The organism is Rhizobacter sp. P3_B12, assembly GCF_056402895.1.
Genome location: NZ_JBFUGN010000967.1, coordinates 1 through 2,308, shown reverse-complemented (window position 1 = coordinate 2,308; position 2,308 = coordinate 1). Strand labels below are relative to the sequence as shown.

2 protein-coding genes and 1 pseudogene are annotated in these 2,308 nt (G+C 73.1%); all 3 read right to left on the bottom strand.

The genetic code is table 11. The annotated features are described in order from the left end of the window. A pseudogene (locus tag AC1D01_RS30810) lies at positions 1–229 on the bottom strand (efflux transporter outer membrane subunit); the annotation flags it as partial. Beyond that, positions 226–1,467: an efflux RND transporter periplasmic adaptor subunit gene (locus tag AC1D01_RS30805; protein WP_477873223.1), complete on the bottom strand. Its 1,242-nt coding sequence runs from the start codon at positions 1,465–1,467 to the stop codon at positions 226–228. The gene AC1D01_RS30805 and the pseudogene AC1D01_RS30810, both read right to left, overlap by 4 nt. A gap of 4 nt (positions 1,468–1,471) precedes the next feature. Continuing rightward, on the bottom strand, positions 1,472–2,308 hold an 837-nt coding region (locus AC1D01_RS30800), incomplete at its 5' end, for an efflux RND transporter permease subunit (protein ID WP_477873221.1).

Below are 2,308 nucleotides of genomic sequence, written 5' to 3'. Positions count from 1 at the left end.
GCGTCGGGCTGCCGGCCAGCGCGCGCTGCTCCAGCGCATCGAGCTGCGCGTCGCCGAAGCGCAGCCACCACGGGCCCTTGGCGGCCGCGTCGTCGGGCGAGGCGGTGCGCCACGGCGCATCGAGCGCCCAGGTGACGGGCATGTCGGGCTTCGGCGGCTGGTAGTCCGGGCCGGCCGCGCACGCTGCCAGCAGCAGCGCTGCCGACACGACCGCGAGTCGCCGCGTCACAGCGCCCCCTTGGCCGGCGCCGCGTCCTTGGCTGCCGGTGCGATCGCGACCTCGTCGCCATCGGTCAGCGAGTCCGACGGATTCAGCACCAGCCGCTGGTTTGCTGCCAGGCCGTCGAGCACCTCGACGTTCTCGCCGTAGTTGCGGCCGAGCGTCACCGCGCGCAGCGTCACGCGGCCGCTCGCGTCGACCAGCGCGACGCGCGTGCCCTCGGCGCGGAACAGCAGCGCATTCGCCGGCACCAGCACCGCCTGGCTGGCCGCCAGCGGCAGCGACACCTGCACGTAGGCGCCGGGCAGCAGCGTGCCATCCGGGTTCGGCAGCGCGATCTCGACCTGCATCGTGCGCGTGCCGGTGTCGATCGACGCCGCGGTGCGCGCCACCGTGCCCTTGAAGCTCTGCCCGCGCAACTCGCCCTGCGTGACGACCACCGGCTGCCCCGCCTTCACCAGCTGCGCATACGACTGCGGCACGTTCACGTAGACGCGCAGCGGATCGGTCTGCGACAGCGTGAACAGCGGCTTGCCGCTCATGTCGATCAGGTCGCCCACGTCGACGTTGCGCCGCGTGATCACGCCGGCGAACGGCGCCACCACGCGCTTGAAGCCCTCGAGCTGGCGCAGCCGCTGCACGTTGGCGTCGGCCGCGGCCAGGTTGGCGCGCGCCTGCGCGGCACTGCTGCGGCGCTCGTCGAGGTCCTGCTGCGAGACCACGTCTTTCTTGCGCAGGCTCTCCCAGCGCTCGACCGTGCTCTTCGCGAGCTCCAGGCTCGACGACGCCTGCTCGCGCGCGGCCATCGCCTGCGTGAGCTGCTGGTCGAGCTCGGGCGATTCGATCTCGGCCAGCACCTCGCCGCGCTCGACGCGGCTGCCGATGTCCTTGGTCCAGCGCCGCAGGTAGCCGGTGGCGCGCGCGGCGATCGGCGATTGCACGAAGCCTTGCAGCGTACCGGGCAGCGCGAGCGTCTGGCCGGCATCGGCGGTCTTCGGCAGCGCGGTCTTCACGTACTGCTTCGCGCGCTCGGCCGTGCCCGCCTCCAGCGCCTTTGCGGTGCCCATGCGGCTGATCACGGTGCGGCCGGCGCCCAGCGCCAGCAGCAGCAGCACCGCGAGCGCGACCCAGCGCATGCGGCGCGCGACGGCGCGGCGCTCCAGCGGATCGGCCAGGTGCAGGGCGTGCTCGGGATCGTTCGGATCGGCGGCGTGGATGCCCAGTGCCGCGTGGCGCTGCTCGGTCATGGGGTCAGGTCTCCTGGAGGCTGGYGGCCGGCGGCAACGCGGCCGCCGGTGGGATGTGGTCGCCGCGCGCGGCATGGCGGTGCGCCAGCCAGCGGTGCACGCCGGCGAACACCACCGGCACGAAATAGAGGGTCGAGACGGTCGCGAACAGCAGCCCGCCGATCACCGCGCGGCCGAGCGGCGCGTTCTGCTCGGCGCCTTCGCCCAGGCCGAGCGCCATCGGGATCATGCCGATGATCATCGCGAGCGCCGTCATCAGCACCGGGCGGATCCGCGTGGCGCCGGCTTCGAGCGCGGCCGACAGCGCCGGCACGCCCTCCTGCTGGCGCTGCCGCGCGAACGACACCAGCAGGATGCTGTTCGCGGTGGCCACGCCCATCGTCATGATCGCGCCGGTGAGCGCCGGCACGCTCAGCGTGGTGCCGGTGATGAACAGCATCCACGCGATGCCGGCCAGCGCCGCCGGCAGCGCGGCGACGATGATCAGCGCATCGATCCAGCTCTGGAAATTGACGACGATCAGCAGGTACACCAGCACGATCGCCATCGCGAGGCCCACGCCCAGCCCGATGAACGAGGCCTGCATCGTCTGCACCTGGCCGCGCAGCACCAGCTGGCTGCCGCGCGGCAGCTTCGGGCGGATCTCGTCGACCAGCGCCTGCACCTTGCCGGCGACACTCGCCAGGTCGGTGMCCTGCACGCCGACGTACACGTCGATCGCCGGCAGGATGTTGTAGCGCGAGGCCACCGCGAGCTGCCGGCCCGGTGCCGCCTCGACCAGGTTGCCCAGCAGCTGCGTGCCGCTCGCGGCCGCGGTGCCCGAACCCCCGCCCCCGCCGAC